The sequence below is a fragment of the Solirubrobacter phytolaccae genome (assembly GCF_027587195.1).
Classification (GTDB): Bacteria; Actinomycetota; Thermoleophilia; order Solirubrobacterales; family Solirubrobacteraceae; genus Solirubrobacter; species Solirubrobacter phytolaccae.
In genome coordinates, this window is the sequence record NZ_JAPDDP010000001.1 from 64,355 (window position 1) to 88,529 (window position 24,175).

Here is a 24,175-nt window from a genome sequence, read left to right on the forward strand (position 1 = left end):
ACGTGAATGCCTGAGCTTGCCGTCGGCGCCACCTTCGCCGATCACATCATCCGCGGGGTCGCCGGGCGTGGAGGCATGGGCGTCGTCTACCGCGCGGTGCATCTCGCGCTCAAGCGCGAGGTCGCGCTGAAGGTGATCGGCGGTGAGCTGTCGGGCTCGCCCGAGTTCCGCGTCCGCTTCCAGCGCGAGTGCGAGACGGCGGCCTCGATCCAGCACCCGCGCGTGGTGCCGATCTACCACGCGGGCGAGGAGGACGGGCTGCTGTACGTGACCATGCGCTTCGTCGAGGGCACCGACCTCTCGCGCGCGCTGATGGCCCGCGGCCGGCTGCCGATCGACGACGCGATGCGCGTGGTCAAGCATGTCGCCGACGGGTTGCAGGCCGCGCACGCCGCCGGGCTCGTGCACCGGGACGTCAAGCCCGCGAACATCCTGCTGGACACGGACGGCTCCGCGCTGCTGGGCGACTTCGGGCTCACCAAGCACGTCAGCGACGAGCCGCTCACGCGCGAGGGCGTGTTCGTCGGCACGCTCGACTACGCCGCGCCGGAGCAGTTCGACGCGGGCACGGTCGACGCGCGCACCGACGTCTACGCGCTCGGCTGCGTGCTCTACCAGGCGCTCAGTGGCCGCGTCCCGTACCCGGCGGAATCCGACGCCGCGAAGATGTACGCGCACCTGCAGGCCCCGCCGCCGCGGCTGGACGTGCTCACCGACGACGTCGGGCCGGTGCTGTCGGAGATCGTCTCGCGCGCGATGGCCAAGCACCCGGCGGAGCGCTTCCAGAGCGCGGGGGAGCTGGCGTCGGCGCTGCGCACGTTGTCGGCGCGGCCGACGCTCCCGGGGGACGTCACGCTCGTCAGCGAGGACGTCAACGGCGGCGACCACGTGACCGCGATCCCGCTCCCGCCCGCGCTCACGAGCGAGGTCGGCGGCGGCAGCTTCATCGGCCGCGTGGAGCCGATGGCGCGGCTGCGGGCGCGCTACGCCGGGGCGTCCGAGGGCACGCGCCAGTTCGTGCTCCTCTCGGGCGAGCCGGGGATCGGCAAGACGCGGCTGGCGTCGGAGATCGCGCGCGAGGCGCACGCGGGCGGCGCGACCGTGCTGTTCGGCCGCTCGGACGCGGAGTCGCTCGTCCCGTACCAGCCGTTCATCACGGCGATCCAGCACCGGGTCGCGCACCGCCAGACGCTGTACTTCCCGCCCGAGCTGATGCCGGCGCTGGCCGAGCTCGGGCGCTTCATCCCGGCCCTGCGCCGCCACACACCGGCGAGCGCGCCGGTCTCCGGCGAGCCCGAGGTCGACCGCTACCGCCTGTTCGCGGCGGTCACGCGGCTGCTGGCGTTCGTCGCGCGCGAGCACCCGGTGGTCCTGATCCTCGACGACATCCAGTGGGCCGACGCGTCGACCGCGCTGCTGCTCGCGCACATGCTCCAGGACCCGGACCCGGTGAAGCTGCTCGTGGTGGCGACGATGCGCGACTCCGAGACGGTCGCCGACGAGCTGCTGGACCTGCTCGCGCGGCTGCGGCGGACGCCGTCGATGGAGCAGATCGCGCTGGCCGGGCTCGACGAGGCCGAGACGTTCGCGCTCGTGCTCGCCCGTGAGGGCGGCGCCGTCAGCGACGACGCGATCGCGCGCCTGCACGCCGACACCGACGGCAACCCGTTCTTCATCGAGGAGCTGCTGCGCGGCGGCGAGGACCTCGGCGTGCCCGAGGGCGTGAAGACGATGATCGCTCGGCGCCTCGCGCGGCTTGACGAGCTCACCGCGCGCGTGGTCACCGTCGCGTCCGTGGTCGGCCGCGAGTTCCGGCTCGAAGTGCTCGAGGCGTTGATCGACGAGCCGGTGGAGCGGCTCATCAGCGCGCTGGAGGCGGCGATCGGCGCGGGCCTGATCCGCGAGGTCGAGGACGACGTGGACCGCTTCGTGTTCGCCCACGCGCTCATCCGCGAAGCGCTCTACGAGGAGCAGAGCGCCTCGCGCCGGGTGCGCGCGCACTACGCGATCGCGCAGGCGCTCGAGCTGCTCGCGCCGCGCTTCCCGGCGCCGCCCGCCGAGCTCGCCCATCACTACCTGGAGAGCCGCCACCTGGACCGCGAAGGGCGCGCGATCGACTACGCGGTCGCGGCGGCCGAGCAGGCGGCGGCGATGCTCTCGTGGGAGCAGGCCGCGGGCCACTACCGGCGCGCGCTGGAGGGCGACCTGCCGGCCGACCGCCGCTGCGAGCTGCTGCTCGCGCTCGGCAGCGCGGAGGAGCGCTCCGGGCACCCGTCGGCGCGGGACACGTTCGCGCGGGCCGCGATGCTCGCCCGGCGCTCGGTCGGGCCGGAGGCGCTCGCGCGCGCCGCGCTCGGCTTCGCGGGGCGGCACGCCGAGGCGGGGATCGTCGACCGCGACGGGATCGCGCTGCTCGAGGAGGCGCTGGAAGCGCTGGGGGAGGGCGACTCGCCGCTGGGCGTCCGCGTGCGGGCGCGGCTGGCGGACTCGCTGCACTTCGCCGACGCGCCGGAGCGGACGTTCGCCCTCAGCCTCGCCGCGCTGGAGATGGCGCGCCGGATCGAGGACCCCGAGGCGCAGGTCGCCGCGCTCCAGAGCCGCCACGCGGCGCTCCTGCACGTGCAGTATCTGGACGAGCGGCTGCGGCTGGACGAGGAGATCCTCGCGCTGGCCGAGCGGATCGGCGTGCGCGAGCTGGAGGCGCTCGGTCGCCACTGGCGGATCTACGACCTGCTCGAGGCGGGTTCGACCGCCGCGGCGCTGGCCGAGCACGAAGCGCTCACGAAGCTCGCCGTCGCGCTGCGTCAGCCGCTCTACCGCCACTTCGCGGGCGGCTGGGAGGTCGTGTGGGCGCAGATGAGCGGGCGCGTGACCGAGGCCGAGCGGCTCGCGCGCGAGGCGCACGAGCTGGGCCAGCGCGCCCAGGCCCGCGACGCGGACACGATCTACGCCGCGCAGCTGCTCACGCTGCGCCGGCGTGAGGACCGGCTGGCCGAGTACGTCTCGACGGTGGAGACGTACGTCGAGCGCCATCCCGCGCTGGTGGCGTGGCGCGCGGTGCTGCCGCTCGCGCACCTGCTCAACGGCGAGCGCGACGAGGCCGTCGCCGTGTTCGAGGAGCTGGCCGAGGACGGCTTCGCGGCGGTTCCGCGCGACATGTTCTGGTTCACAGCGACGTGCGTGCTGGGGGAGGCGTGCTCGCACATCGGCGACGTCGAGCGGGCGAAGGAGCTGCACGCGCTCCTCCTCCCGTATCGCGACCGGATGGTGCAGGTCACGCAGGCCGCGTGCTTCGGCAGCGCCGAGCGCTTCCTCGGCCTGCTGGCCGCGACGTTCGGCGACGTCGATGCGGCGTCGGAGCACTTCGAGGCGTGCCTGGCGCTCAACGCGGACCGCGGCGTGCTGCCGCTGATCCCGTTCATCCGCGTCGAGTACGCGCAACGGCTGCTCGCCCGCGGGACCCCGGAGGACGGCGTCCGCGCGCGGGAGCTCGTGACCACGGCGTACCGCGAGGCGGAGGCCGCGGGCATCGAGATGCTGCTCGCACGCCTGAAGCCACTTCTCGATGCCTTAGAGTCACCGACATCGACCCGCTGATCGAGCACGCGCCGGGCACCCGCATCGGGCCGTACGAGGTCCGCGGCACGATCGCCCACGGCGGCATGGGCACCGTCTACCTCGCGCTCGGCCCGCACGCCGAGGTGGTCGCGCTCAAGCTGCTCAAGGCCGATCTCGCGCGCGACGAGCTCACCCGCAAGCGCTTCGAGCGCGAGGCGCGGATGGCGCAGCGGATCGATCACCCGAACGTCGTGCCCGTGCTCGACGTCGGCGTGCACGAGGGCTCGCCCTACCTCGCGCAGGCGTTCGTGCGCGGCGGCTCCCTTCAGGATCGCCTCGACGCGACCGGGCCGCTCACGCCCACCGAGGCCGCTCGGCTGACGACCGAGGCCGGCGGCGCGCTGCACGCCATCCACGCCGTCGGGCTCGTCCACCGCGACGTCAAGCCCGGGAACATCCTGCTCGACGAAGCCGACGTCGCCCACGTGATCGACTTCGGGCTCGCGAAGGACTCGCAGGCGAGCGCGCTGACGCGGCCGGGCCAGGCGGTCGGGTCGCTCGACTACATGGCGCCGGAGCAGATCCGCGCCGAGGAGGTCGGGCCGCAGACCGACGTCTACGGGCTCGCGTGCGTGATCTACACGGCGCTCAGCGGCGCGGCGCCGTTCGCGGCGAAGACCGGCATGGGCGTCCTGTGGGCGCACATCCAGGAGGACCCGCCGCCGCTGCCGGCGTCCGTGCCGGCGCCGATGGCGTGGGCGGTGCTCTCCGGCCTGGCGAAGGACCCGGCGGACCGGCCGCCGACGACCGTCGAGTACGCGGCGACGGTCGCGGCCTCGCTCAGCTGAGCCGGTCCAGCCACTCGCCGAGCAGGGCGCGCTCGGCGTCGCTGAGCTCCGGCGCGTCCGGGAGGGCGGCGCGGAGCGCGTTGGCCGCGGCGGCCGGGCCAGGAGCTTCTGTGGCCGGCGCGTCGGTCGTGATCGCGGCGAGCGCGGCGTCGCGGGCGATCGCGGCCGCCGCCCGGTCGCGCTGATCGGCCGGCTGCTCGAGCAGGGCGAAGACGCTGCCGCAGCCCGTGGCGTGGATGACGTGCACGGCGTGCGCCTCGCTCACCCGCAGTCGGCCGGCCGCGGCGATCGCACGGATGTGGCCGGCGAGTATCGAGCGCGCGTGCGTGGCGGCGGGTGACGGCGTCGGGCGCGGCTCGCCGTACATCAGCGCGTACAGGTCGGGGTGCGTGAGCCCGAACTCGACGTGCAGGTCCATTCCGGCGCGGAGGTTCTCGACCGGGTCGCGGTTGGCGACCCAGAAGTCCTTGCCGCTCAGGTACGTCGCGAAGCCCCACTCGGCGACGGCGTCGAGCAGCCCGCGCTTGTCGCCGAACAGGCGATAGATCGTCGGCGCCTGCACGCCGGCGGCGGTGCCGACCGCGCGCGTCGTCACCGCTTCGCGCCCGCCGGCGGCGAGCAGCTCGGCGGCGGCGCTCACGATCCGTTCTCGCGTGTCCTCCACGAAGGTGATGTTAGCGCCGCTACTATCAACGCTAACGATGTACTGGTAGCGCCGATAACGAGGAGTGCCGCAATGATCGTCATCACCGGAGCGAACGGGAAGCTGGGCCGAGCCATCGTCGACCGCCTACCCGCCGAGGGACTGGCCGTGAGCGTCCGCGATCCGGCGGAGGCGCAGGACCTCGCGGCGCGCGGCGTCCGCGTGCGCCGCGGCGACTTCACCGAGCCCGACACGCTGCGCGACGCCTTCGAGGGCGCGACGCAGGTCCTGATCGTCTCCGCGGCGGCCACGGGGGAGGAGGCGCTGCGCCGGCACCGCGCCGCGATCACGGCCGCGGTCGAGGCCGGCGCGCGACGGATCCTCTACACGAGCCACATGGGCGTGAGCGCGACCTCGCCGTTCCCCCCGATGCCCAGTCACGCCGCGTCGGAGGCGCTGCTGGCCGAGTCCGGCGTGCCGTTCACGTCGCTGCGCAACGGCTTCTACGCGTCCAGCGGCGTGATGATGCTCGGCCACGCGCTCGCGACGGGGGAGCTGATCGCGCCCGAGGACGGCCCGGTGTCGTGGACGACGCACGCCGACCTCGCTCAGGCCGCGGCGCACATCCTCACGGACGGCGGCTTCGAGGGCGCGACGCCGCCGCTCGCGGCCCGGGAGGCGCTCGACCTCGAAGGCCTTGCCGAGCGCCACGGCCAATCCATCAAGCGTGTCGTCGTCAGCGACGACGACTTTGCGGCGGGGATGCGGGAGCGCGGCGTGCCTGAGTGGCAGGTCGAGATGTCGCTCGGCTTCTTCCAGGCGGCCCGCGCAGGCGAGTTCGCCGCGGTCGACCCGACCCTGGAGCGCCTGCTGGGCCGCCCGCCGGTCTCACCCCCCGAAGCGGGGTAATCCCCACCGCGGGCACCCGGCGCTCGGCTTCGCGATGCAAGACTCGCCCGCATGGGAAAGCTTGTGTTCTTGCTGCCTGGCCAGGGCTCTCAGAAGGTCGGCATGGGCAGCGACCTGCTCGAGGAGCGGCCGGAGCTGCTCGAGCCGTACTTCGAGGCGGCCGAGGCGGCGTCCGGCAAGCCGATCCGCCAGCTGTGCCTGGAAGGGCCGATCGAGGCGCTGACCGCGACCGACGTCGCGCAGCCGGCGCTGTTCTGCGTCGCGCTGGCGATGGCCGACCTCGCGCGTGAGCAGGGCATCACGCCCGACTACGTGGCCGGCCACTCGCTCGGCGAGTACACGGCCGCGGTCGTCGCGGGTGCGCTCAGCCCGGAGGACGGCATCAAGCTCGTCTCCGCGCGTGGCGCGCTGATGGCGGAGGCCCAGAGCGAGGTGCCGGGCGGCATGGCCGCGGTGCTCGGGCTCGACGCCGACAAGGTCGCGGAGCTGTGCGAGTCGATCGACGGCCGCGTTGCGCCCGCCAACTTCAACACGCCGTCGCAGGTCGTCGTGTCCGGTGATCTGGACGCGATCGACAAGCTCGTCGAGGCGGCGCCCGAAGCGGGTGCGCAGCGCGCCGTCAAGCTCCAGGTCGGCGCCGCCTTCCACAGCGAGGCGATGGTCCCGGTGCGCGAGAAGATGGCCGAGCGGATGGCCGACGTCACGTTCAGCGACCCGACGATCCCGCTCGTCTCGAACGCGTCCGGCGAGCTGGTCACGACGGGCGACGGCATCCGCGAGGCGCTGCTCGCGCAGATCGCGAAGCCCGTGCGCTGGGTGGACTGCGTGAACACGCTCGTCGAGGAGGGCGCGGACACGTTCCTCGAGCTCGGCCCCGGCAAGGTGCTGATCGGGCTGGTCCGGCAGATCCGCGACGGCATGGACATCACCGCCGCGGACTCGCCCAAGAAGCTCGGGAAGTTCGTCGCGCGCTAGGGGTTCAGCACGATCTTGAACGCCCCGTCCTGCTTCTTCTGGAAGATGTCGTAGCCGTGCGGGGCGTCCTCGAGCTTCATGTGGTGGGTGGCGTAGTTGTCGACGCCGAGCGGGTCGTCGTCGCCGGTCACCAGCGGCAGGATCTCGTCGATCCAGTTGCGCACGTTGGCCTGGCCCATCCGGAACGTGAGCTGCTTGTCGAACATCTGCAGCAGCGGCATCGGGCTGGCCGCGCCGCCGTAGACGCCTGACAGAGAGATCGTGCCGCCGCGGCGGACGAGCTCGATCGAGAGGTGCAGGGCGGAGAGGCGGTCGATGCCGGCCGTCTCGATCGCTTTGCGCGCGACCGCGTCGGGCAGGAAGCTCGCGAGGCGGTGGGCGAGCTTGCCGATCGGGGCGCCGTGCGCCTCCATGCCGACCGCGTCGATCACGGCGTCCGGCCCGCGGCCGCCGGTGAGCTCACGGACGTAGGCGGCGATGTCGTCGTGGTCCTCGATCGAGACCGCCGTGACGCCGTGCGCGTTCGCGCGGGCGAGCCGGTCGGGCACGAGGTCGAGGCCGATCACGTTCTCGGCGCCGAGGTGCTGCGCGACGCGCGTGCACATCTCGCCGATCGGACCGAGGCCGAGCACGACGACGCTGCCGCCCTTGGGGATGTCGGCGTACTTGACCGCCTGCCAGGCGGTGGGGAGGACGTCGGAGAGGTAGACGAAGCGGTCGTCCGACGGGCCCTCGGGCACCTTGATCGGGCCGTACTGCGCCTGCGGCACGCGCAGGTACTCGGCCTGGCCGCCGGGGACCTGGCCGTAGAGCTTCGTGTAGCCGAGCAGCGCGGCGCCGGTCTCGTACTCGCGCACCTGGGTCGTCTCGCACTGCGACTGCAGGCCGGTGCCGCACATGAAGCAGTGTCCGCAGGAGATGTTGAACGGGATGACGACGCGGTCGCCCGGCTTGATGTCGGTGACCTCGGCGCCGACCTCCTCGACGATGCCCATCGGCTCGTGGCCGAGGATGTCGCCCGAGTCGATGTACGCCCCGAGCACCTCGTACAGGTGCAGGTCGGAGCCGCAGATGCCGGTCGAGGTGACCTTGATGATCGCGTCGGTCGGGTGCTCGATCGTCGGGTCGGGAACGTTGTCCACGCGCACGTCGTGCACGCCATGCCAAGTCAATGCCTTCATTGCGGGTTTCGCTACCCACACTGGGTAGGGCCTACAGATGAGCCGCAAAGTGGTGGTCACAGGTGCGACGGGGAACGTCGGGACGAGTGTCCTGGAGGCACTCGGTGCCGACGAGCGGGTCGACGAGATCGTCGGCATCGCGCGGCGGATCTCGAACTGGACGCCGCCCAAGGTCACCTGGGTCTCCGCCGACGTCGCCTCCGACGACCTGTCCGGCGCCTTCGCGGGCGCTTCGGCCGTCATCCACCTCGCGTGGCTCATCCAGCCCTCCCGCGACGACGCCGAGCTCGAGCGCGTGAACGTGCAGGGCTCGCGGCGCGTGTTCGAGGCCGCGTTGGCGGCGGGGGTCGAGGTGCTCGTGCACGCGTCTTCGGTCGGCGTGTACTCGCCCGGCCCGAAGGACCGCGCGGTCGACGAGTCCTGGGCGCGCGAGGGCGTGCCGTCGCTGTTCTACGCCCGTCACAAGGCCGCGTGCGAGCACATCCTGGACGAGCTGGAAGGTCGCGGCACGCGGATCGTCCGGCTGCGGCCCGGCCTGATCTTCAAGCGTGAAGCGGGCCCGGAGATCCGGCGCCTGTTCGCCGGTCCGTTCCTGCCCGCGTGGCTGCTCAAGCCCGGCCGTCTTCCGGTGCTCCCGCTCCCGGACCGCCTGTCCGTGCAGTGCGTGCACGCCTCCGACGTCGGCAACGCGTACCGCCTCGCGGCGTTGGAAGAGCACGCCGAGGGCGCCTACAACATCGCCGCCGAGCCGGTGCTCGATCCCGACACGCTCGCCAAGGTCCTGCAGACCCGTCGCGTGACCGTGCCCGAGAAGGCGATCCGCGTCGGCGCCGACCTCACCTTCCGCGCCCACCTGCAGCCCGCTCCCGCCGGCTGGGTGGACATGGGCCTCGCCGTTCCGACCATGGACACCACCCGCGCGAAGGAGCACCTCGGCTGGACCCCGACCGTCGACGCGGCGACCGCGCTGCGCGAGCTGCTCGCCGGCATGCGCGAGGCCTCAGGCCTCGACACACCGCCGCTCAAGCCCCACGCCGGCGGCCCCTTGCGGATCAAGGAGATCCTTTCGGGCGTCGGCCGCCGACTCTAAAGCGATGCTAAGGGACGGTTAAAGGCCCTGGGCCTTTAACTTCGTCGAGGCACCTCGAGGGTTGCGCGGGGGCGGGCGTTGTTGACGTAGCCCTTCGGGTTCCATAGGCCGGCCTCGTCGTCGGGCTGGGTGGCGGCGGACGAGTCCCAGGCGCGGACGACCAGCTCGTGCTCGCCCGGTGGGAGATCGAGCGGCGCGCGCCAGTGGCGCCAGGCCCAGGGGCCGAGGTCGTCGAGGAGCTCGGCCTGCGTCCAGGTGGCGCCGCCGTCGGTGGAGACGTCCACGCGCGTGACGAAGCGCTCACCGCCCGCGAACGCGTAGCCGCGCACCTCGGTGGCCGTCGCGGAGAGGATGTCCGCGTTGAGCGCGACCAGGCCGAGCGGCATGCCCGCTCCGGACGCCGGCGCGCCCTCGGGCGGCAGCAGCCGGTAGACGACGTCCTGGAAGTAGCCCTTCCACGGGTGCGCCCGCACCTCGATCCGGTTCAGCCACTTCACGCTGCGCGCGCCGATGTAGCCCGGCACGACGACCCGGAGCGGCGCGCCGTGCACGGGCTCGAGCGGCTCGCCGTTCATCGCCCACGCGAGCAGCACCTCGGGCCGCTCGGCCTTGCCGAGCGGGATCGAGCCGCCGAAGTGCTGCGGCGGCTTGGCCTCGGGGCTCAGGTCGGCGCCCTCGAAGCCGACGTGCGCAGCCCCGGCCCGCGGGCCGGCGAGCTTCAAGACGTCCGCGAGCCGCGCGCCCGTCCAGGTCGCCGTGCCGGTCGCGCCCGGACCCCACGGCGCCTCGCCCGGGATGTCGCGGATCGCGATCAGCCCCGCGCGCCGGTTGCCCGCGCACTGCAGCGTCGCGGTCACCTCGTACTCGGGCAGCGCCTCGCGCAGCGTCGCCAGCGACAAGTCCAGCGGCCGCTCGACCAGGCCGTCCACGCGCAACCGCCACGCCGAGCCGGCCTCGGGCACCTCGCCGTGGTTGCGCACGTAGAACGCGCTGGTGGCCGTGATCGGCCCGGCCGCCAGCGCCGCGCGCTCGGTCTCGGCGTTGTACGGGTCGGTGCCGTGGACGATCACGTCGCGCTTGCCGAACATGCCCGTCAGCCTACGGGGATGATCCGGCTCGACCACTGCGTCATCCACGTCTCCGACTGGGACGTCTCCAACGCCTTCTACCGCGACGTCGTCGGCGCGGAGATCGTCGAGGGCGGCTCCGGCCGCGTCGCGTACCGGCTCGGGGACACGCAGCTCAACGTCCACGGGCCCGGGGTGGACGTCGGCACCCTCGTCGCCCGCGAGCCGGTCATGCCCGGCAACAGCGACCTCTGCTTCGTCTGGGACGGCTCCCCGGAGGACGCCGTCGCCCATCTCCAGCGCCACGACGTGCCGATCGAAGACGGCCCGGTGACCCGTCACGGCGCCCGCGGCGAGGGCACGAGCGTCTACTTCCGCGACCCCGACGGCAGCCTCCTCGAGTTCATCGCGTACTGAACGGGAACCACGGCGTCCGGTTGCCGTGCGCCAGTTGAGGGTGATACCTATAACTCCGTGACTTTTCTCGACCTATGTCTGTTCGCACAACGCGTCGAAGAGTTTCGATGCACGAACTGCGACGATGGTTCACCCGGCCCCCTTGAATGGATCGGGGCGGGCGCCGGGGTCATTGGCGGGATCGCGGCGGTGCTTGCGCTAGTCCTGACACGCAGCAGCGCGCATCAGGCGAAGCAGGCGAGCGCGTCGGCGAATCGTACGGCCGCCGCCGCAGAACGTACGGCGCAGGCGGCCGAGGAGGAAGCAGAGCTCTCGCGCGAGCAAGTCGCTTCCTGGCGAGTTGAGAGGTCCAAGAAGCCGCAGATTGAGACATCCGTCCGAGTGCTCTCGGTGAGTCAGCCGGCGCCGGACGCACCGCCTACGGAGTTCCTGCTGAGGTTGAGCTTTCGCAACGTCGGCGACCGGGCCGCGAGCAGGGTGCTGGCCAATGCCGCCGTCCCGAAAGGCGCTGGACTGCGTCTACGGCCGCACGAAGCCTTCGTGTTCCACTCGTCTGTCAGTGAAGAGGTCGCGGACCTGGGCAATGGGAGCGAGACGATCTCCTATTGGAACGGCATTCTCCATGACGTCGATGTCGTCGGCGCGTACGAGGTCGACGTGATGCTCATTACGCAACCCACACTCGACGCGGAGATGCCGCTTGAGCTGTCGGTGAGCTGGGACGGCGTGAGCGACTACAGCTCGTGGGTCGTACACGCATCGTCTGGGGGAAGCGTGACGGTCACACGCGCGGCGTAGAACGCCGGAACCACGGCCATCCACGCGCACGAGTTCCGATCACGTCGAGACCGTATTGTTTGGCCGTGCCTGTTCGAATCGTGATCGCGCTGGGTCTGCCGATCGTGGTGATCGTGGCGCTGCGGGCCGCGCCCGACCTGGACGCGCGCTGGGAGGACCAGCCCGCGCACTTCTGGATCGTGCTCGTCGCCGGTGTGGTCAACGCCGGGCTCGCGGTCGCGGTGAGCGAGGCGGGACGGAGAAGGAAGGACGCGCGGCTGCTGCTGATCGGGCTCGCGTTCCTGGCCAGCGCCGGGTTCCTCGGATTGCACGCGCTGGCCACGCCGGGCGTGCTGCTGGAGAAGGGGAACGCCGGGTTCGTGCTCGCGACGCCCGTCGGGCTCGTGGTCGCCGGACTGCTCGCCGCGGCCTCCGCGATCGAGTACCCGCTGCGGACGGCCCTCGTGATCGTCCGTCACGCACGGGCGCTGGTCGGCGGGGTGCTGGGGCTGCTCGCGCTGTGGGCGCTCTTCTCGCTCGCCGAGCTGCCGCCGCTCCGCGACACCGTGGCGCCCGAGGACGCGGAGGCCACGCTCGGCGTGTTCGCCCTGCTCGGCGTCCTCAGCTACGGGTTCGCCGCCGTCCAGTACTTCCGGATCGCCGCGCGTCGCGACTCGAAGCTGGCGTTCGCGATTGCCTTCGCGTTCGCGCTGCTGGCCGAGTCGCTCGTGATCGTGCTCGCCTCGCTGACCACGAGCTGGCAGCTGAGCTGGTGGGAATGGCACGTGCTGATGGCGATCAGCTTCTTCACGATCGCCGCCGCCGCGCAGCGCGAGTGGTTCGAGGAGCGGTTCAGCGCGCTCTACCTCGACGAGACGCTCGCCGGGCACCGCGAGGTGACCGTGCTGTTCGCGGACCTGAGCGGGTTCACGCCGTTCGCCGAGGCCAACGGCCCCGAGGCCGTGCACGCGATGCTCGTCAGCTACTTCGGCGACCTCGCGCCGATGATCGTCGACGACTTCGACGGGGAGGTGCAGGACTTCGTCGGCGACCAGATCTTCGCCATCTTCAACAAGCGCGGCGACCACCCCGACCACGCGCTCCGGGGCGCGAAGGCCGCCCTCGAGCTGCAACGCCGCGCGGCGGCGATCCGCCAGCCCGACTGGCCGATCTTCCGCTGCGGCGTGAACACCGGCCCGGTGCTCGCGGGTGTGGTGGGGGACCGCGGGCACCGCATCCACGGCGTCTTCGGCGACACCGTCAACCTCGGCTCCCGCCTAGAGGGTCAGGCCAAGCCCGGCGAGATCGTGATCGCGGCCACCACCCGCGACCATCTGCCGGACGCGGCGCGGGTCGAGCCGCTCCCACCGCTGGCCATCAAGGGCAAGGCCGAGCCGGTCCAGGCCTACGTCCTGCGCGGGCTGTGAGAAGCCCGTCATCGCGATTTGCCACGCTGTAGCGATCCATGCCTGACCGGATCACGTTCTCGCCCAAGGTCTTCATCCCGCTGACGCAGCTCTGTCGCGACGGATGCTGGTACTGCACGTTCGCGCAGCCGCCGAAGAACTTGGCCGCGCCGTACATGTCGCCCGAGCAGGTGGTCGAGGTCGCCGTACGTGGGGCGGAGGCGGGATGCCACGAGGCGCTGTTCACGCTCGGTGAGGCGCCGGAGGCCCAGTACGCGGTCGCGCGCGAGTGGCTCGCGGAGCATGGCTACGCGAGCACGGTCGAGTACCTGGCGGCGATGTGCAAGCTCGTGGTCGAGGAGACCGGGCTGCTGCCGCACGCCAACGCGGGCGCGATCAGCCGCGACGAGCTCGAGCTGCTCAAAGGCGTGAGCGTGTCGCAGGGGATGATGCTCGAGTCGCTGCGTGAGGACCTGCCGTGCCATCGCGGCGCGCCGGACAAGCATCCCGCGCGCCGGCTGGCGACGCTGGAGTGGGCGGGCGAGCTGAAGATCCCGTTCACGACGGGCATCCTCGTCGGCATCGGCGAGGACCGGCAGGACCGGGTCGACGCGCTGCAGGCGATCGCCGACAGCCACGCGCGCCACGGCCACGTGCAGGAGGTGATCGTCCAGAACTTCCTGCCCAAGCCGGGCACCGCGATGCGCGATCACCCGCCGTGCCCGGAGGAGGACCACCTGGACGCGATCCGCCTCGCCCGCGAGATCCTCCCGGCCGACGTGCACGTGCAGGCGCCGCCGAACCTGGCCTCGGACATGGGCGCCCTGCTGGACGCCGGCATCGACGACTGGGGCGGTGTGTCCCCGGTCACCGCCGACTTCGTCAACCCGGAGCGCCCGTGGCCGTCGCTCGCCCGTCTGCGCGAGGCCACCGAGGCCGCCGGCAAGCAGCTCGCGCCGCGCCTGGCCGTCTACCCCGAGTTCATCGACTGGGTCCACCCGGACCTGCGCTTCCCGACGATCGACCGCGCCGACGCCGAGGGCCTCGGCCGTGACGACCCGGGCGCGGTGCTCCCGCAGCGCTTCGAGGATGTCGCCAACGTCGCCGACGGCGCGGAGGTGCAGCTCGTCGGCCGCCGCTCGACCGCCTGGTACTCCGGCGCCGACGCGCAGCCGATGGAGCTGCCGCTGACCGGCGAGCCGCGCGGGGCGATCAAGGAGGTCCTGGACGGCGTGCGCGCCGGGCAGGAGGTCGGCCTGGAGGAGATCGTCACGCTCTTCTCCGCGCGCGGGACCGACGTCGGCGCCGTCGCGCAGGCCGCCGACGAGCTGCGCCGTGAGGCGAGTGGCGACACCGTCACGTTCGTCCGCACCCGCAACATCAACTACACGAACCTGTGCACCTTCAAGTGCAAGTTCTGCGCGTTCGCGAAGGGCCCGCTGTCGCTGAACCTGCGCGGCAAGCCGTACCTGCTCACGCACGCCGAGGTCGCCGAGCGCGCCCGCGAGGCGTGGGAGGTCGGCGCGACCGAGGTGTGCCTGCAGGGCGGCATCCACCCGACGTTCGACGGCGACTTCTACTGGCAGGTGGCCAAGGCCGTCCGTGCCGAGGTCCCGGACATCCACATCCACGGCTTCACGGCGCTCGAGGTGACCGAGGGCGCCCGGCGTCTAAGAGAACCCCTGGAGGACTACCTGCGCCGGATGAAGGACGCCGGCCTGTCCTCGCTCCCGGGCACGGCCGCCGAGATCCTCGACGACCCGATCCGCGAGATCCTCTGCCCGGACAAGATCGACACGGGACAGTGGTTGGAAGCGCACCGGATCGCGCACTCGGTCGGCCTGCGGTCGAACGTGACGATCATGTTCGGCGCCGTCGAGTCGCCGGTGTCCTGGGCGCGCCACCTGCTCCGCACGCGCGACCTGCAGAAGGAGACGGGCGGCTTCACCGAGTTCGTGCCGCTGCCGTTCGTGCACATGGCGTCGCCGATCTACCTCAAGCGCGACGCGCGCCGCGGCCCGACGTTCCGCGAGACGCTGCTCATGCACGCGGTCGGCCGGATCGCGTACCACGGGCAGATCGACAACATCCAGGCCTCGTGGGTGAAGATCGGCCTCGGCGGCCTGCGCCAGCTCCTGCAGGCGGGCGTCAACGACGCCGGCGGCACGCTCATGAACGAGAACATCTCGCGCGCCGCCGGCGCCTCGCACGGGCAGTCGCTCGACGAGGTCGCGCTGGCGGAGCTGACCGCGGCGCTGGGCCGTCCGCTCGAGCAGCGGACGACCCTCTACGGACGGGTGCAGGAGCGGTTGGTGGAGGCTCAGGTCGCCTGAGCCCGCCGCAGCGCTACCGGACCACTGGATCGGTGTCGCACGCCTCCGTGATCGGGTTGGGGATCGAGGGCGTGGTCAGCGGGCCGGTGGTCTGGCCGGGCACGAGCGCTTCGCGGATCGAGATGCTGTGCGTCTGGTCGAGGGTGAACATGGCCAGCGGGTTGATCGCCTGCGGGTTGACGGTGACCGAGAACGTCGCGGCGCCGTTGGCGTTCGTCGTCCAGGTCGCCGACGGGAACGCCGTGACGCCCGGCAGCGGTGCGCAGACGCCATCGCTGTAGGGCACCGTCAGGTACGCGCGGTTGGCCGTGAGCCCGGTGACGGTGCCGGTGGCGGTGATCGGGCCGTTGTCGGTCTGGCGGAACGTCACGGTTCCGCGTGGCGACGTGTTGTTGACCGGCTTGAACGTGTCGGTCGCAGCGGTGAAGGTCGCCTTGGCCGTGACGGTCGCGGCGTGCGCGGAGGTCGCGCAAACGGGCAGAACGAGGGTTGCCGCACCGGCGGCAATGACTCGACGCAACATGGAGTGGGGGCCTTCCAGAGAGCGGGTGAGACAGGACCGAGGCGGTGGATACCCAACCGCATTGTTGGTCCAATCAACAGAGCGTCACTCACCGAAAAGCGGGCATGGATAGGCTGCTCCGCGCGCCATGGATGACACGCCTCAGCCGGAGGAGCTCGAGCTCGGTGACTCCTTCGCACGGATCCTCACCGAGACCACCCAATCCCTCGTCTGCGTCCTGGACCGCGAGGGCCGGATCCTGCTGTTCAACGAGGCGTGCGAGCGGGCGACGGGCTTCACCCGCGCCGAGGTGCTCGGCCAGCTCGCACAGGACTTCGTGATCCCGTCCGAGGAGCGCGAGGCGTTCGGCGAGTTCCTGGACTTCGTGTGGAAGACCGGTACGTCGAGCCCGCAGGTCGGCCACTGGCAGACCAAGGACGGCGGGCGGCGGCTGATCGCGTGGTCGAACCAGCCGATGGACGGCACGGGGCTCATCACCACCGGCATCGACCTGACCGACCGCGAGTCCAACCGCGACGGCGCGCTCGAGGGCGATCCCGAGGCGAAGCTGATCGAGGTCTCGCGCGTCGCGAACGAGCACAAGGCGCTGCGCCGCGTCGCGACGCTGGTCGCTTCCGAGGCCTCGCCGGACCGGATCTTCACGTCGGTGTCGGCCGAGGTCGCGCGCGTCCTGCAGGTCAACGCGTCCGTCGTGCTGCGCTACGTCGGCGACGGCACCGCGGAGATCGTCGGGCGCTACAACCGCGACAGCGCGGACGTCTTCCCGCTCGGCGAGGTACTCCCCGCCGACGACGACTCCGCGCTCGCGCAGGTCGTCCGCACGCTCACGCCCGCCCGGATCGACGACTGGGGCGGCGAGACCGCCGAGACGCGCTTCCGCACCGGATACCGCTCCACCGCCGCCGCGCCGATCCTCGTCTCCGGCGCGCTCTGGGGCGCGGTCGGGATCGCGAGCGAGCAGCCGCTGCCGACCGAGTCCGAGACCCGCCTGGGCGAGTTCGCCGAGCTCGTCTCGCTGGCGGTCGCGTCCGCACAGGCCCGCACCGACCTGATCGCGTCCCGCGCCCGGCTGGTGAAGGCCGGTGACGACCAGCGCCGCCGGCTTGAACGCAACCTCCACGACGGCGCGCAGGCCCGTCTCGTCGCCGTCGCGTTGCAGCTGCGCGTGGCCCGCGCGTCACTCCAGCGCCGGCCGGAGGCGGTCCCGGACCTGCTGGAGGAAGCGGCGCGCGAGCTCGACGCCGGCCTCGCCGAGCTGCGCGAGATCGCCCGCGGCCTGCACCCGGCGCTGCTCGTCGACCACGGCCTGAGCCGCGCGCTGGAAGTGCTCGCGGAACGCCTCCCGGTGCCCGTGACGCTCGCCGTGATCGACGAGCGCCTGCCCGAGCTGCTCGAGGCCACCGTCTACTACATCGCGGCCGAGGCGCTGACGAACACGGCGCGCCACGCGGGCGCGGACGGCGCCTCGGTGACGGTCGCGCGCGACGGCGGCGTGCTCCGCTGCACGATCGCCGACGACGGCCGCGGCGGCGCCGACCCCGAGGGCGGCACGGGCCTGCTCGGCCTGCGCGACCGGGCCGAGGCGGTCGGCGGCACGTTGTCGTTCGCGAGCCCGCCGGGCAAGGGCACGACGATCGTGGCCTCGCTCCCGCTCGACGTGACATGAATCGAACACGCCAAGGCACGGACTTCGAGCGCAGAACTCGCTAGGGTCGCGCGGGTCATGTCGTCGGCTATGGGCGCCCTCAAAGCCGCGACGGCCGTCCATCACGAACGGCTGGAGCGGCGCGTGGACATCGAGCGCGCGCTCACCACGCGCGACGGCTACCGCGCGCTGCTGGAGCGCTTCTACGGCTTCTACCGCCCGCTTGAGGACGTGCTCGCGCCGGTCACCATCCCCGGCTTCGACTACGCTCGCAAGCTGCCGCTGATCGAGGCCGACCTGCGCACGCTCGACAGCACACCGGACACGCTCCCGCTGGCCCGCAAGGTCCCGAGCGTCACCACCGTCGGGGAAGCGCTTGGGGTCGCCTACGTGATCGAGGGCTCCGCGCTCGGCGGCGCGCTGATCGGCACGCTCGTCCGCCGCAACCTCGGCATCGACAGCGCCTTCTTCGCCGGCGGCCCTGGCCTCGCGCCCCGCTGGCGCGCGTTCGGTGAGGTCGTCGAGCGCCACGCGCCCGTCTCCACCACCGCCGCGATCGCCACTTTCGAAGAGATGGAGCGCTGGCTGTGCGGCGACGCTCGCCGAGAGGCTCGCGTCGCGGCGAGTACTCGCCCGGAGGGCTCGCACTCGCGCCTCGGGGAGGGTCCGAATGTCTGAGCCGCTGCTCGAGCCCGGCACCCCGGTCGACCTGACCAACTGCCACCGCGAGCCGATCCGCACGCCCGGCGGCATCCAGGCCCATGGCGCGCTGCTCGCCGCCGACGAGTCCACGCTCGAGATCGTGCAGGCGTCGGCCAACGCGGCCACGATCTTCAACCGCTCGGTGCTCGGCGTCTCGCTGAACGAGCTGCTGACGGCCGAGGTCGTCGAGCAGCTCCAGGCCTCCGCCGCCGACGCCACGCCCAACCTGCGCCCGCTGCGCACGCACATGCTCGACGCGTACGCCTACCGCCCGGCGGAGGGCGTGCTCGTCGTCGAGCTCGAGCCGGTCGGCAGCCGCACGGCGAGCCTGACGCGCTACCAGGACGAGATCGCCCGCGCGCTCGGCCTGCTGCAGGACGCGCCGTCCGTGGAGGAGCTGCTGTGGCGCGCCGCGCGGGTCGTGCGCGAGCTCACCGGCTCGGACCGCGTGTGGGCGTACCGCTTCGAGCCCGACGACCACGGCGTGATCGTCGCCGAGGAGAAGCGCGAGGACCTCGACGCGTTCCTCGGCCTGCACTATCCCGCCAGCGACATCCCACCGCAGGCGCGCGCGCTCTTCTTCCAGAACCGGCTGCGGTTCATCCACGACGTCGAGACGTCGGCGACGCCGCTGGAGCCGATCGTCAACCCGCTCACGGGCGAGTGGCTGGACCTGTCGCGCGGCGTGCTGCGCGCGGTCTCGCCGATCCACATCCAGTACCTGAAGAACATGGGCGCGACCGCGTCGATGTCGATCGCGCTGACCACCGGCGACCGGCTGTGGGGCCTCATCTCCGGCCACCACTACAGCGGCCCGCTGTTCGTCCCGCACGAGGTCCGCGCCACCTGCGAGCTGATCGGCATCGTCTGCTCGATGCAGCTCCAGGCACTCGAAGCGCTCGAGGTCAGCCGCCGCCAGGGCACGCTCGCCACCAAGCGCTCCGCCGTGCTCGACCGCGTCGCCGCCTCCTCGAGCATCCTCGACGGCCTGGCCGCGGCCGGGGAGGACCTGCTCGCGGTGTGCGGCGCGGACGGCGCCGCGATCCGCATCGACGACGAGCTGCGGCTGATCGGCGAGACCCCCGGCGACGTCACCGCCCTGCTCGACGGCCTGACCAGCGCGGAGGTGTTCGCCACCGACGATCACGCCGGCGAGATGCCGGGCGTGCTCGCCGCTCCGCTCGCGGTCGCCCGCGGCAACCACATCGTCTGGTTCCGGCGCGAGTACGTGCGCACGATCGAGTGGGCGCACGCCCCGAAGAGCCTCGCGATCAAAGAGGTGGACCGCCTGAACCCCGACGGCTCGTTCCGCACGTGGGCGGAGTCGGTGGAGGGCGAGAGCAAGCCGTGGAGCACGGTCGAGGTCGAGTCGGTCGCCGAGCTGCGCAGCGCGCTCGGCACGTTCCTGATCACCCGCGCCGAGCAGCTCGCGGCGCTCAACGCCGAGCTCGCCCGCTCCAACGAGGAGCTGGACGCGTTCGCGTACGTCGCCGCGCACGACCTCAAGGAGCCGCTCCGCGGGATCTCGAACTTCACCGCGTTCCTGGTGGAGGACTACGAGGACACGCTGGACGCGGAGGCCCGCGAGCGGCTCGCGACGATCCAGCGCCTGTCGCAGCGGATGGCCTCGCTGCTGGACTCCCTGCTCGAGTACTCGCGGATCGGTCGCGCCGACCTGGAGATGAGCGACTTCACCGTCGGCGACGTCGTCCAGGACGCGCTCGAGCTGCTCGCCGCCCCGCCGAAGCTGACCGTCGAGGGCGGGGAGATGCCCCTGCGCGGCGACCGGATCCGCGTGCGCCAGGTCCTCGTGAACCTGATCGGCAACGCGGTCAAGTACAGCCCGGACGAGCCCGAGATCGCGATCACGGCGTCCGACGGCGTCGTCTGCGTGACCGACAACGGCATCGGCGTCGCGCCCGAGCATCACGACGCGATCTTCCACGTCTTCCGCCGCCTGCATCCGCGTGAGGCCTACGGCGGCGGGACCGGCGCGGGGCTCACGATCGCGCGCCGGATCGCCGAGCGTCACGGCGGCCGCCTCTGGCTGGAGCGCTCCACGCCCGGAGCGGGCTCGGCCTTCTGCTTTACCCTCGAAGGAGACTGATGGAAGCCGCCCGCGCACTCTCGCCCCTCGCTGTCGTCGAAGACAGCGACGAGGACTTCGAGGCCCTCTCCCGCGTCCTGCGCGAGACGACCTCCCGCGAGGGCGTCAAGCGCTACGCCAGCGGCGAGGAGGCGCTCGCCGGGCTGCTCGGCGAGGACCCGCGGCCCGCCCTGATCCTCCTGGACCTCAACCTCCCCGGCATCCGCGGCATGGACGTGCTCACGCAGCTCAAGGCCGACGCCCGGCTGCGGGTCGTGCCCGTGGTCGTGCTGTCGGGCTCCTCGCGTGAGGAGGACATCGACGCCGCCTACGAGGCGGGCGCGAACGCCTACCTGAGCAAGCCGCTCGACTACACCGAGCTGCGCCGGATCGTGGTCAGCCTGCACGACTTCTGGCGCATCGCGACCTTGCCGGGACAAAGCCGATGACGGAAGCGCCGGCGACGGTCCTCGTCGTCGACGACAGCCCGGAGAACCGCTACGCGATCCGGCGCTACCTGCGTGGCGAGTTCGAGGTGTGGGAGGCCGAGACCGGCACGGAAGGGCTCGACCTGGCGCGGCGCGATCCGGACCTGATCGTGCTCGACGTCCACCTGCCCGACATCGACGGCTTCGAGGTCTGCCGCCGGCTCAAGCAGGACGAGCGCACGCGGCACATCCCGGTGCTCCAGCGCTCGCAGTCGCACGTCGACGACGCCGCGCGCGTGTACGGGCTCGAGAGCGGCGCCGACGCGTACCTCACCGAGCCGGTCGACCCGTCCGTGCTCGTCGCGACCGCTCGGGCGCTGCTGCGCGTGCGCCGCGCGGAGAACCGGCTCCGGCTCCTCAACCAGGTCGGGGTCGCGCTCGCGACCGCGCTCACCCGCGCCGAGGTCATGCGGGTCGTCGCCGAGACGCTGCGCGACCAGGTCGGCGCCCGCGACGCCACGCTCTACCTGTTCGACGAGAACCGGCGCCGCCTGGAGCTCGCGCACACGACGCTCGAGACCGTCGATCCGGAGATGGCGTCGCTGCCGTTCGAGGCCGAGGTGCCGGTCGTGCAGGTCGCCCGCGCCGGGGACGCGATGTTCGGTGACGAGGCGGCGCTCGCGAAGGCCTATCCGGACCTCGTCGCGGCGTATCGCGGCAACGGCGGCGGCAGCTGGGCGGCCGTGTCGCTCGTGGCTTACGGCAAGCGGCTCGGCGCGATGGTGGTCTCCTTCCCGGGCGAGGACGCGCTGCCCGACGCCCAGCGCAGCCTGCTGCTCGTGCTCGCCGGCCAGTGCGCGCAGGCGCTCGAGCGCGCCGGGCTGTACGAGCATCAGCACCACATCGCGACGACGCTGCAGCACGGCCTGCTGCCCCGGTCGCTGCCGACGATCCCCGGCGCCGAGGTCGCGGCCCGCTACAACGCCGGCGCCCGCGCCATGGACGTCGGCGGCGACTTCTACGACGTCTTCCCGCGCGGCGACGCCTGGGTGATGGTGATCGGCGACGTCTGCGGCCGCGGCGCCGAGGCCGCCCAGCTGACGAGCCTCGCCCGCCACACGATCCGCGCCCAGGCCCAGCACCTCGAGCGCCCGAGCGAGATCCTGCTCGCGCTGCACGACGCGATCATCGCCGAGGAGGGCCGGGACTCGGCGCGCTTCGTCACCGCGGGCTGCGTGCTGCTCGAGCCCGACGGCACCGTTCGCGCGGCGTTCGCCGGCCATCCTCCCGGGCTGGTCGCCCGGCCGTCCGGGGTGGTCGACGAGGTCGCGACCAGCGGGCCGCTGCTGGGCCTGCTCGACGGCCCCCGGATCACCGACACGGAGACCACCCTCGCGGCAGGCGACGCGCTCGTGCTGTATACCGACGGCGTGATCGAGGCTCGGCGTGGCCGTGACCTGTTCGGCGAGGAACGCCTGGCCGAGGTGCTCAAGACGGTCGGCCCGCGCCGGCTGTCGGCCGACGCGATCGCGGACGCCGTCCACGAGGCGACGATCGAGCACGCGGGGGCGACCGAGGACGACCTCGCGATTCTCGTGCTCCGGCGGGTGTGACGACTCCGGACCAGCTCAAGACCCGCCTGCGCATCTACCGTTTCGGGCAGCGGCGTTCGCTCAACGCGCTCGCGGAGCGGTTCGCGGACGAGCCGATCGACGCGGTCACGAGTGGGCTGTGGCGGCGCCGCGGGTGGCTCGCGGCCGCTTCACCCGCCGGGGTCGAGCTCATCCGACGCCCGTACCTGGCCGGCCGCGCTCGTGACGTGCACTTCCCGTGGAGCGAGCTGACCGCGGTCGAGACGGGCGGCTCGGGCATGTCGCTCACGCTGCGCTTCCAGGGCCGCGACGTGCGGCTCGGGGCGCTCGGCCCGCCCGACGAGTACGCGCGCTTCGTCGACACCGCGCGCGGCCATCTGCCCGGCGCGGCGGTCGAGACCGCGGCGCGGGACGTGCGCGCGGAGGTGCGTGCCGCGCTGGGCCGGTGGGCGACGTTCGAGCTCGACGCGGCGATCGTCGCGCTGCCGGAGCGGCTCGAGCCGGGGGAGGTGGTCGAGGGCGTCGCCGCGGCGACGCTCGACTTCCGGGGGCTGCTCGTGGTCACCGACCGGCGCGTGCTGCTGCTCGGCCGGGCGCCGGGACAGGCGTTGCGCGAGTGGTCCACGCACCGCTCGTGGGTCCGGGCGGCGGACGTGGTCGAGGACGGGCTGCGGCTGGACCTCGGGGTCGAGGTGGTGCAGCTCGCCCAGGTGCTGCCGGAGGACGCGCGCGCGGCGCTGGCCGACCTGATCTCCCCACCTGCGCCCGCACCCGAGGCGCGGGCCGACGAGACGCCGTCCGGTCCCGACCGGCCGTGGGAGCTGACCGCCGCCGAGGCGTACCTGCTGCGCTACCTCCAGGAGGGCGCGGCGGTCGAGGAGCCGGTGTTCCGGCTTGCGCTGATCGAGCTCGTCGCGCGCGGCGTCCTGCGGGTCGAGCCGGTGTGGGTGCGCCGGCGGCTGCGACCGGGGTGGCGGTTCGACCACGTCTTCACCGCCGGGCCGCGGCTCGCGCTCGCGCCGGCCGCGCTGCGCCCGCTCGTGGCGGCGTTCGAGCGCGCGCGGGCCGGCGACGGCGTCGTGCGAGCGCGTGCGTACGCCGACCGTGAGCGTGCCGTCGAGGGCGTCCGGCTCGACGCGCTGGGCAAGGAGGACCTTGCGCTGACCGCGGCCTGCGTGGAGTCGCTGGTGGAGCACGGGCTCGCGCGCAAGCCATTGACGCGGACCGAGGACGGGGTGGCCGCCGACGCCGCCGTGGGGGAGTGGCTGGCGCTCGCGCGTGGGCGCTTCGCGGAGCGCGCCGCCGGCGACGCGACCTGGGCGACCGCGTTCCTGCACGGCGCGGGCGCCGCCGTGCTGCTCCCCGACGTCGCGCTTCCGGCGCTCGCACGCTGCGGCGAGCGGTGGCCGGACGAGCCGTGGCTCGACGTGCGGCTCGGCGCCGCGCGGGGCCTGCCCGACGCGGTCGCGGCGATCGACGCAGCCTTCCGGGTGATCAAGCCGAAGCTCTCCGACTCGATTGACGCAGTGCTCGACGACGGCTGAGTGTATGGTTGGCGACGGAGACAGACGGTGTACGTTGAGCATGGGTACATCCAGGACTGGGTGCAGTCCCATGAGGCGACGGTCCTCGACGCGGGCTACGCAGCTCATTTCGACGCGACGCTCGGCGCGCTCCCGTGGCGCGTGGCCGCGCCGGACTGGTCCGCGATCGGCACCGTGCGCATCCACCTGGACGACGCGACCCTGTGGGATCAGGTCCAGCGCACGCCGGTCGGCGCGTTCGAATCCGTGTTCTTCATCTGGTCGGCCGACCAGCCGGGGATCGTCGCGCCGCTGCGCTACATCGTGCGCGACCTGGACGTGCTGACCTGGCGCGCCGCGGGCTGGCGCTTCTTCTGCGGAGCCCAGCGCGGCCCGCGCGGGTGGCAGATCGAGCCCGATCACTTCGGGGCCTACTCGGGCAACGACCACGTGACGCTGCGGTTGTAGCTCC

The 24,175-nt window shown here is 72.6% G+C and carries 20 protein-coding genes; 16 read left to right on the top strand and 4 right to left on the bottom strand.

The genetic code is table 11. The features are described 5' to 3' along the window. The first annotated feature begins 6 nt into the window (after positions 1 to 6). Positions 7 to 3,597, top strand: a complete 3,591-nt coding sequence (locus tag OJ997_RS00250) for a serine/threonine-protein kinase (protein WP_270022964.1) — start codon at positions 7 to 9, stop codon at positions 3,595 to 3,597. Between the two features lie 23 nt (positions 3,598 to 3,620). Then, on the top strand, positions 3,621 to 4,406 hold the full coding sequence (locus OJ997_RS00255) for a serine/threonine-protein kinase (RefSeq protein ID WP_270023104.1): 786 nt from the start codon (positions 3,621 to 3,623) through the stop codon (positions 4,404 to 4,406). On the opposite strand, the gene OJ997_RS00260 is transcribed toward OJ997_RS00255, so the two are convergent. Next, complete coding sequence (locus tag OJ997_RS00260; protein WP_270022965.1) at positions 4,399 to 5,070, bottom strand: TetR/AcrR family transcriptional regulator; 672 nt, start codon at positions 5,068 to 5,070, stop codon at positions 4,399 to 4,401. The two genes, OJ997_RS00255 and OJ997_RS00260, sit on opposite strands and share 8 nt — an antisense overlap. Positions 5,071 to 5,142: 72 nt before the next feature. On the opposite strand from OJ997_RS00260, the gene OJ997_RS00265 reads away from it, so the two are divergent. After that, positions 5,143 to 5,958, top strand: coding sequence for an SDR family oxidoreductase (locus OJ997_RS00265; RefSeq protein ID WP_270022966.1), 816 nt, complete (start codon positions 5,143 to 5,145; stop codon positions 5,956 to 5,958). A 51-nt stretch (positions 5,959 to 6,009) separates the two neighbouring features. Then, positions 6,010 to 6,933, top strand: coding sequence for an ACP S-malonyltransferase (gene fabD, locus OJ997_RS00270; RefSeq protein WP_270022967.1), 924 nt, complete (start codon positions 6,010 to 6,012; stop codon positions 6,931 to 6,933). Here fabD and OJ997_RS00275 read toward each other — a convergent pair. After that, the gene (locus OJ997_RS00275) at positions 6,930 to 8,114 is read right to left on the bottom strand and encodes a zinc-dependent alcohol dehydrogenase (protein WP_270022968.1); all 1,185 of its coding nucleotides are present in this window, start codon (positions 8,112 to 8,114) and stop codon (positions 6,930 to 6,932) included. The genes fabD and OJ997_RS00275 overlap by 4 nt on opposite strands. A gap of 37 nt (positions 8,115 to 8,151) precedes the next feature. On the opposite strand from OJ997_RS00275, the gene OJ997_RS00280 reads away from it, so the two are divergent. Then, positions 8,152 to 9,204, top strand: a complete 1,053-nt coding sequence (locus OJ997_RS00280) for an NAD-dependent epimerase/dehydratase family protein (protein ID WP_270022969.1) — start codon at positions 8,152 to 8,154, stop codon at positions 9,202 to 9,204. 35 nt (positions 9,205 to 9,239) lie between these two features. Here OJ997_RS00280 and OJ997_RS00285 read toward each other — a convergent pair whose 3' ends face one another. After that, a complete protein-coding gene (locus OJ997_RS00285) occupies positions 9,240 to 10,292 on the bottom strand; it encodes a sulfite oxidase (protein WP_270022970.1) in 1,053 nt (350 codons plus the stop codon). Positions 10,293 to 10,310: 18 nt separating this feature from the next. Between OJ997_RS00285 and OJ997_RS00290 the strand changes: the two genes are divergently transcribed. The 4 genes from OJ997_RS00290 (at position 10,311) to cofH (ending at position 15,204) form a co-directional block, all read left to right on the top strand. Further along, entirely contained in the window at positions 10,311 to 10,688 is a 378-nt protein-coding gene (locus tag OJ997_RS00290) for a VOC family protein (protein ID WP_270022971.1), read from the top strand. A gap of 57 nt (positions 10,689 to 10,745) precedes the next feature. Next, complete coding sequence (locus OJ997_RS00295; protein ID WP_270022972.1) at positions 10,746 to 11,486, top strand: hypothetical protein; 741 nt, start codon at positions 10,746 to 10,748, stop codon at positions 11,484 to 11,486. Between the two features lie 65 nt (positions 11,487 to 11,551). Next, a complete protein-coding gene (locus OJ997_RS37270; protein ID WP_270022973.1) occupies positions 11,552 to 12,892 on the top strand; it encodes an adenylate/guanylate cyclase domain-containing protein in 1,341 nt (446 codons plus the stop codon). Positions 12,893 to 12,930: 38 nt separating this feature from the next. Then, positions 12,931 to 15,204, top strand: a complete 2,274-nt coding sequence (gene cofH / locus OJ997_RS00305) for a 5-amino-6-(D-ribitylamino)uracil--L-tyrosine 4-hydroxyphenyl transferase CofH (protein ID WP_270022974.1) — start codon at positions 12,931 to 12,933, stop codon at positions 15,202 to 15,204. Between the two features lie 13 nt (positions 15,205 to 15,217). Here the strand turns inward: cofH and OJ997_RS00310 are convergent, their stop codons facing one another. Then, entirely contained in the window at positions 15,218 to 15,727 is a 510-nt protein-coding gene (locus OJ997_RS00310; RefSeq protein ID WP_270022975.1) for a hypothetical protein, read from the bottom strand. 127 nt (positions 15,728 to 15,854) lie between these two features. Between OJ997_RS00310 and OJ997_RS00315 the strand changes: the two genes are divergently transcribed. Genes OJ997_RS00315 through OJ997_RS00345 form a run of 7 tightly spaced genes read left to right on the top strand, consistent with a single transcriptional unit; the run spans position 15,855 to position 24,171 of the window. Beyond that, on the top strand, positions 15,855 to 17,393 hold the full coding sequence (locus OJ997_RS00315) for a PAS domain-containing sensor histidine kinase (protein WP_270022976.1): 1,539 nt from the start codon (positions 15,855 to 15,857) through the stop codon (positions 17,391 to 17,393). A 57-nt stretch (positions 17,394 to 17,450) separates the two neighbouring features. Continuing rightward, positions 17,451 to 18,050, top strand: a complete 600-nt coding sequence (locus OJ997_RS00320; RefSeq protein WP_270022977.1) for a biliverdin-producing heme oxygenase — start codon at positions 17,451 to 17,453, stop codon at positions 18,048 to 18,050. Further along, a complete protein-coding gene (locus OJ997_RS00325) occupies positions 18,043 to 20,181 on the top strand; it encodes an ATP-binding protein (RefSeq protein ID WP_270022978.1) in 2,139 nt (712 codons plus the stop codon). Before OJ997_RS00320 ends, OJ997_RS00325 begins: the two co-directional genes overlap by 8 nt. Continuing rightward, positions 20,181 to 20,609: a response regulator gene (locus OJ997_RS00330; protein ID WP_270022979.1), complete on the top strand. Its 429-nt coding sequence runs from the start codon at positions 20,181 to 20,183 to the stop codon at positions 20,607 to 20,609. Before OJ997_RS00325 ends, OJ997_RS00330 begins: the two co-directional genes overlap by 1 nt. Further along, positions 20,606 to 22,201, top strand: coding sequence for a SpoIIE family protein phosphatase (locus tag OJ997_RS00335; protein WP_270022980.1), 1,596 nt, complete (start codon positions 20,606 to 20,608; stop codon positions 22,199 to 22,201). The genes OJ997_RS00330 and OJ997_RS00335 overlap by 4 nt, the downstream gene beginning before the upstream one ends. Further along, positions 22,198 to 23,724 (top strand): hypothetical protein, encoded by a 1,527-nt coding sequence (locus OJ997_RS00340; RefSeq protein ID WP_270022981.1) that lies wholly within the window; start codon positions 22,198 to 22,200, stop codon positions 23,722 to 23,724. The genes OJ997_RS00335 and OJ997_RS00340 overlap by 4 nt, the downstream gene beginning before the upstream one ends. 27 nt (positions 23,725 to 23,751) lie before the next feature. Beyond that, positions 23,752 to 24,171, top strand: a complete 420-nt coding sequence (locus tag OJ997_RS00345; RefSeq protein ID WP_270022982.1) for a hypothetical protein — start codon at positions 23,752 to 23,754, stop codon at positions 24,169 to 24,171. Positions 24,172 to 24,175 lie beyond the last annotated feature (4 nt).